Genomic DNA, 1,956 nt, shown 5'->3' on the forward strand with positions numbered 1-1,956 from the left:
TTCTTTTTGCATACTATATCTTTTAGATAGTACTGTCAGCCTGAGCTTGTCGAAGGCATGTTGCATCGCCTTCGACAAGCTCAGGCTGACAGGGTGAGATCAATTTTCAAAAAATGATTGTATCGTTTCGCCAAATCTGTACACATCTTCAAAGCTATTGTAAAGAGGAACAGGCGCCACTCTTATTACATTGGGCTCACGCCAGTCGGCGAGTACGCCGTGTTTTTTCAATGCTTCAAAAATTCTTTTTCCATCTTTCAACATCAGCATGCTTACCTGGCAACCGCGTTCATTCTCATTAGCCGGTGTTATTACCTCGATCAGTTTCTCCGGCGAATCTTCGTTGATCTCGTTGAGGATGAACATGAGGTAACTGCTCAATGCTTTTCCTTTTGCCCGCAGCCTTGCCATACCCGCTTCTTCAAAAATATCGAGTGATGCTTTGTGGGCAGCCATGCTCAATACCGGTGCATTGCTGAGTTGCCAACCTTCCGCAGTAGGGATGGCTTCAAAGCCTTTATGCATTTCAAAGCGACTGTCTTTTTTATAACCCCACCAGCCGGCAAACCGCGGCAGCGAAGGATTGGTAGCATGACGTTCGTGGATATAAACGCCTGAAACACCACCGGGGCCTGAATTGAGGTATTTGTAGCTGCACCAGCACGCGAAATCGACCTCCCACTCATGCAGTTGAAGTTCAACATTTCCTGCGGCATGCGCCAGGTCGAAACCAGCTGCTACACCGGCTTTATGGGCAGCTTCGGTAATCGTTTTAAGATCGAAAAATTGGCCGGTATAATAATTTACCCCGCCAAATAATACCAGCGCAAGGCTCTCTTTATGTGCTTCAATGGCCGATAAAATATCTTCCGTGCGGATGTTGTATTCGCCTTGCCTGGGGGCGATCTCTATCACTGCATCTTCATAATTAAATCCATGCAATGTTACCTGGCTTTCGAGTGCGTACTGATCGGATGGAAAAGCTTTAGCCTCGCAAATGATCTTGTATTTCTGTTTGGTAGGTCGGTAAAAAGTCACCATCAGCAAATGTAAATTCACCGTGAGCTGGTTCATGGCGACCACTTCATGCGGCAATGCCCCTACAATATCCGCCAGCTGCCCGGAAAATTTTTCATGATAGGGCATCCAGGGATTGCGTGCGTGAAAATGGCCTTCCACACCATAATTCGCCCAATCTTCCAGTTCGTTGAGGATATGATCCTGCGTGGTCTTAGGCTGCAGGCCAAGAGAATTTCCGGTAAAATAAATTGATTCCTTCCCATTTACCAACGGGATATAAAATTTATCGCGAAAGCTTTTCAGTTCGTCTTTGTCATCGAGATGCTTTGCGAAGTCTAAGTTGTTTTCAAATTTCATTTGTTGGAACGCAGATTATTATGATGGTTATGGGTTGTTATGATTTAATCAATAAGGGCAATCACTTTTAATTCGATACAGATTGGAGTAGGAAGACTTTTCACTTCCACTGTTGTGCGGCAGGCTTCCACACCGGAAAAATATTCGCCATAAATTTTATTATAAACAGGAAAATCTTTTTTCATATTGGTGAGAAAAACGGTGACATCGATGATCTTGTCCCAACTGCTTCCACTGGCTTCCAGCACGGCTTTCACGTTGGCGAATACGGAATGGCATTCGGCTTCGATATCGTATTTTAAAATATTTCCTTCTGCATCCTGTTCCAATCCCGGGATTTTATTGTCACTTGCCTGGCGGCTGCCGATGCCTGAGAGGAACAATAAATTTCCTGCACGGCGTGCGTGTGGGTAGGCGCCCAGTGGCTTTGCGGCATTTTCGGTTTTGATGATTTCGTTCATTCGTTATTTTTTTTCTACCGCAGAGAACAAGAGTAAATAGAGTTTGCGCAGAGATTACCCGAGAAGATCACTCTGCGAAAACTCTGCCCACTCTCGTTCTCTGCGGTAGAGATTAAAA

The 1,956-nt window shown here is 45.0% G+C and carries 2 protein-coding genes; both read right to left on the reverse strand.

Annotated features, from left to right (window positions below):
- Positions 1 to 99 precede the first annotated feature (99 nt).
- On the reverse strand, positions 100 to 1,377 hold the full coding sequence (gene kynU, locus EGI32_RS17720) for a kynureninase (protein ID WP_255156686.1): 1,278 nt from the start codon (positions 1,375 to 1,377) through the stop codon (positions 100 to 102).
- 44 nt (positions 1,378 to 1,421) lie between these two features.
- On the reverse strand, positions 1,422 to 1,838 hold the full coding sequence (locus tag EGI32_RS17725) for a RidA family protein (protein WP_255156687.1): 417 nt from the start codon (positions 1,836 to 1,838) through the stop codon (positions 1,422 to 1,424).
- Between the last annotated feature and the right edge of the window lie 118 nt (positions 1,839 to 1,956).

Source organism: Ferruginibacter sp. HRS2-29, assembly GCF_024343615.1.
Taxonomy (GTDB): Bacteria; Bacteroidota; Bacteroidia; order Chitinophagales; family Chitinophagaceae; genus Ferruginibacter.